This window comes from Candidatus Nanopelagicales bacterium (genome assembly GCA_030700225.1).
In the GTDB taxonomy this organism is placed as follows: domain Bacteria; phylum Actinomycetota; class Actinomycetes; order S36-B12.
In genome coordinates this window covers 1-5,024 of sequence record JAUYJT010000026.1, presented here as the reverse complement: position 1 = coordinate 5,024, position 5,024 = coordinate 1, and the positions used below count along the sequence as shown (strand labels likewise).

At 65.3% G+C, this 5,024-nt stretch carries 3 protein-coding genes; 2 read left to right on the top strand and 1 reads right to left on the bottom strand.

Annotated elements, in window-relative coordinates; all coding sequences use genetic code 11:
- Positions 1-529: 529 nt before the first annotated feature.
- Entirely contained in the window at positions 530-1,840 is a 1,311-nt protein-coding gene (locus Q8P38_03405) for an alpha/beta fold hydrolase (protein ID MDP4013659.1), read from the top strand.
- Positions 1,837-2,952 carry a hypothetical protein gene (locus tag Q8P38_03400; GenBank protein MDP4013658.1) on the top strand — a complete coding sequence of 372 codons (1,116 nt, stop codon included), beginning with the start codon at positions 1,837-1,839 and terminating at the stop codon, positions 2,950-2,952. The genes Q8P38_03405 and Q8P38_03400 overlap by 4 nt, the downstream gene beginning before the upstream one ends.
- A gap of 7 nt (positions 2,953-2,959) precedes the next feature.
- Here the strand turns inward: Q8P38_03400 and Q8P38_03395 are convergent, their stop codons facing one another.
- Positions 2,960-4,714, bottom strand: coding sequence for a biotin carboxylase N-terminal domain-containing protein (locus Q8P38_03395; protein MDP4013657.1), 1,755 nt, complete (start codon positions 4,712-4,714; stop codon positions 2,960-2,962).
- Positions 4,715-5,024: the final 310 nt, after the last annotated feature.

Below are 5,024 nucleotides of genomic sequence, written 5' to 3'. Positions count from 1 at the left end.
CGCAGCCAATACGTCGCCGCAGCCCAGGCCCGAGGGAACCGTCGCGTCAGCCGCGGCCATAAGCGCCGACATCACCCCAGCAACCGGCGGCGACGCCGCGCACCCCACGCCCCCAGCTTCGGAAGACCCACCCAACTCAGCTACCGACATGGCCACCACCCCCCATCCCCGCTTCGTAGAGGAAACCTGTACTCGCACACATGTTCCCACGAGGGTCCGACAATCAACGGCACACCACGCAGGCTGTGGACAACAAACGACAAGTCAGCACCTGTGGACAACTCCGACCCGCCTGCGGCCTACGCCTGGAGGATGCCTCGCATTGGGGGCAGTGGGAACTGCCGCGGCACATCCACGCGTGTGATGGTCATCAACGAGCACAAGGTGCGCTTTGGCGGCGAGTCCCCTTCCCCCCACGAAGTGGGGGTGGGGGAGGACCCGCAACGGGACGCACTTCCCCGAATCCGCCCCTGGCGAGCCCAGCTAGTCGCTAGGGTCGGCGGACGGCCTATCGAGGGGAGCTACGAAGATGCGAGGATCCCCGACGTACAGGGTGATGGCGGTACTGGTCTCGGTCATCGCGAGCGGGCTAGCCGCCTTGCTGCTCGCGTTCACCAGTTGGAACCCCGTGATGAACACACAGCGTTTGGCCGCGCCCGGAATGCCTCCCTCCCTGGGTGACTATCCCCAGTTCCAGGCCACGGAACAGGAGAAGCTGTCCGACTTCTACAACCCGCCCTCTCCCTTGCCAGATTTGATCCCAGGATCGGTCCTGAAGAGCGAACGCATCAAGGACGCTCCGCCTGGAATAGCCGCGTACCGGGTGATGTACCTGTCCACGGGGGTCGACGGCAGCAGAGTGGCCGTGACGGCCGCCTTCTTCGACCGCGCCGATTCCGGGGGGCCTGACGGACGTCCCCTAGCCGGTTTCGCCCACGGCACCGTGGGCCTGGGTCGCTACTGTGGCGTTTCGCAGGATCCCTTCAAGCGCGGATTGACCGGGGCGCTCTTCTGGGAATCACAGATCCAAGCTCTGGTGGATTCTGGATATGCCGTGATAGCCACCGACTTCCAGAACATGGGTGCTCCCGGTACACCGTCGTATCTTGTCGCCGAATCCGAGGCCTTTTCGGTGTTGGACTCGATGAGGGCCGCGTTGACCCAATTTCCGGACCGGGTCGACGCCAACCAGCAACTACTTATTGGGCACAGTCAGGGCGGCCAAGCCTCGCTCGCCGCAGCGAAGTACTCACCGACCTATGCTCCCGAACTCGCCATTAGGGGCACGGTCTCCCAAGCGCCCGGTGTGATAGTTGGTCTGCCCATCGTCGTGAAGCAGCTGGTCAAATCCACGGCGGGGGAATCCGCGTCCTCGAGAGCCGAATTCATCAGCTACCTCACCAGAGCCTGGTCTGCCACATACCCAGGGGAACTCACAGCTGACCAGATCCTGACGCCGGAGGGCCTGACCAAGCTGCCGCTGGCCAACAAGCTCTGCGGTACGCAACTCAGCAAGCACTACGACCAGCCGCTGGCCGCGTACGTCAAGTCCGAGCTGCCGCCTTCGTTTCTCAGGCTGCTCAACGAGAACGTGCCGGTGGGGCCCCTGCCCATGCCGATTCTGTTCACCCAGGGCTTGGCGGACACAACGATCGTGCCTCAATTCACCATCGCGACCTATCTGGCGACATGCCAGACAGGTTCGGTCGCCAGCCTTCAGCAATACCCAGATGTGGACCACACGGGGCTGCTGCTGACCGCTCGAACGCCGGTGATCGATTGGATGAATGACCGAGTCGCCGGGAAGCCGGCGCCCGACACCTGTACGGAGATGAGATGATGATCGCTGCCATCGCCGTCTCGGGCACCCTAGGAATCCTGGTGCTGCTGGGTCTTCTCAGACGCCCCTCTGAGAACGACGCCCATGCACTCACTCGCCTGTATCCGATCGCTCTGCCGGTGTTCACCGCCAGTTCAGCAGCCACGCTGGCTTCGGGATACACGATCTGGTCAGCTCTGATCGCGGCGGCGACCTCGCTCGTCGCGCTACTGGTGGCGGCCGCGATACCAGCACCGGATTGGCCTGCGCTGCTCAACCGGGCGCCGGCCGCGACTGCTCTCACCTGGCTCAGCTCTGTGGCTGTGCTAGTTGGGTTCCTGGTCCTGTTCGTCGAATTTGGCGCCGGGCTCGTGGCGAACGTGACCAACTTGAACTACAAGGCAGTCGCCTTGCTTGTGGTGGCGGCGGGGGTATGCACGGGTGTAGGCGGCGGTGGACAAGTTGGCCGGTCGCGATTTGTGATCGTGACGGTCTCGGTGGCAGCGGTCTTGTCCGCTGCGGGAGGTGTGATCGCAGGCTCGGCGAGCAGCCTCACTGATCCGGCGATCAACATCGGCGACCCCGGCTGGGCTGGGAACATCGCGTTCCCGATCGCGGTCATCCTGGCGGCGACCCTGCTGCCGGGCCTTCGCGGTTCTGGCTCGGGTGGAGCGCGCGCGACCGTAGTACCCGCAGTGGTGATGGCAGCGACGTTGCTCGTGCTGATGACAGGACTGCTGATGGTGGTCGGCGGAGCGATCGAGCTGCCTAGCGTTCAGCTGAATGCGATCATCGCCTTCTTGCCACTCGGGATCGACGTTCTCGTCGCGGTGATCCTCGCGGTCTTGGTGGTGACGGTCGTGGCCGCGGGAACACGGCTGGCGATCCAGTCCGTCGATGAGATTCGACCCAGCCTGCCGAGGGAAGGCGGCGGTCCAATGATCCGGATTTGGTCGGCCGTAGTGCTCGCCGTCGTAGTAGCAGTGTTGGCGATCTCGCGCCCGGCGCCCGTGACCGTCATCGTGATCCTCGCGCTGACGGCGGTGATCGGCCTCGCCTCACATCGCTCCGCCAGGCGCCGCAGGCTCCGGCCTCGTGACCGGGTTCCGGATCCCGTGCCCCAGGTTCCGTAATCGGGGCCTACAGGATCTCGACCAAAGGTGCGCCATTGGACACGGTCGCCCCCACCTCGGCGATGATCTGGCCGATCGTTCCGGACTTGTGGGCGTTGATCGGCTGCTCCATCTTCATCGCCTCCAGGACGATGACGAGATCGCCTTCGGCCACTTCCTGACCCTCAGACACAGCGATCTTGACGATGGTGCCCTGCATCGGCGCCGCAACAGTGTTGCCGCCCGCGCCCCCGCTCGCCTTCTTGGCCTTGCGCTTCGGCGCCGGAGCCGCCGAAGGCGAGCCCGAGCCCATCGCGGCCAGCCCGGCGGGCAATGAGACTTCCAGACGGCGCCCGTCCACTTCGACTACGACTGACTCCCGCGCTTGGGGCTCGGGGGCATCAGCCGCGACCGCCGCGTGGGCCGGAATCGTGTTGTCGAACTCGGTTTCGATCCAACGGGTGTGGATGCAAAATGGTTCATCCGGGTCCTCGGGGGCGAACGCGGGGTCGCGGACCACGACCCTGTGGAAAGTCAGCGCGGTAGCGATTCCCTCGACCCGGAACTCGTCAAGAGCCCTGCGCGCCCGTTCGAGGGCTTCCTGCCGCGTCGCCCCGGTCACGATCAACTTGCCCAGGAGCGAATCGAAGTTACCGCCGATTACGTCGCCGGTCCGGAAGCCGGAGTCGAGCCGGATGCCCGGGCCGCTCGGTGGCTCCCACACCGCCAGAACCCCTGGGGCTGGCAGGAATCCGCGCCCTGGGTCCTCACCGTTGATACGGAACTCGAACGAATGCCCGCGCAGCTCGGGATCCTCGAAGTCGATCTTCTCACCGTCGGCGATTCGGAACTGCTGCCGGACCAGGTCGATCCCGGACACCTCCTCGCTGACCGGATGCTCCACCTGGAGCCGGGTGTTCACCTCCAGGAACGAGATCGAGCCGTCCGGTCCCACGAGGAACTCGCACGTACCGGCGCCGTAGTAGCCGGCTTCCTTGATGATGTCCTTGGACGCCTGGTAGATCCTGTCCCGCTGATCGTCGGTCAAGAATGGTGCCGGCGCTTCCTCGACGAGCTTCTGGTTGCGCCTCTGCAGCGAGCAGTCCCGCGTTGAAACGACGACGACGTTGCCGTGCTGATCCGCGAGGATCTGGGTTTCTACGTGGCGAGGATGGTCGAGGAACCGTTCTACGAAGCACTCTCCACGGCCGAAAGCCGTCACCGCTTCGCGCACGGCGGAGTCATACAGCTCCGGAATCTCCTCCAGCGTCCGGGCGACCTTCAGTCCGCGCCCTCCTCCGCCGAAGGCGGCCTTGATAGCCACAGGGAGCCCGTGCTTCGTGGCGAACTCGACGACCTCAGCGGAGTCGGCCACGGGGTCGGGAGTGCCTTCAACCTGCGGAGCTCCGGCACGCTGGGCGATGTGGCGGGCTGAGACCTTGTCGCCGAGCGCATCGATCGCGGCGGGCGGTGGGCCGATCCAAGTCAGATCAGCATCGACGACGGCCTGAGCGAAGCTGGCGTTCTCGGACAGGAATCCGTAGCCGGGATGCACCGCGTCGGCGCCCGACTTGACCGCGATGGCGATGATCTTCTCCACGTTCAGGTAGGTCTCCGCTGGCGTCGACCCGCCAAGAGCGAAAGCTTCATCCGCGACCTGGACATGCTGAGCGTCGCGGTCGGGGTCGGCGTAGATGGCGACCGAAGCGATGCTCGAATCCCGGCACGCCCGAGCCACGCGCACGGCTATTTCCCCACGATTGGCGATCAGGATCTTGCGCATCAACGGCCTTCCGGGTCGACGGTGAACCTAGTGCGAGCCTAGAGCCTGCGCGGCAGCGCTCGCCTGCCGATGCGGGCGAGCCAGGTGTTCGGGGGAAGACCGGCTAGTGCAAGCGGCGTCAAGGGCGATGGTGGAGACCCGGCGAGCTCGAGCAACTTGACCGCTGCGTTCGCCTGCTCGCAAGCCGAGGACCTACTTACACTCCCCGAATGATTCCTTCCCGCACTTCCGGCCATCGAACCAAGTCGCGCCACGCAGGTCCGCCCCGGTCAGGTCCGCCCCGGTCAGGTCCGCCCCGGTCAGGTCCGCC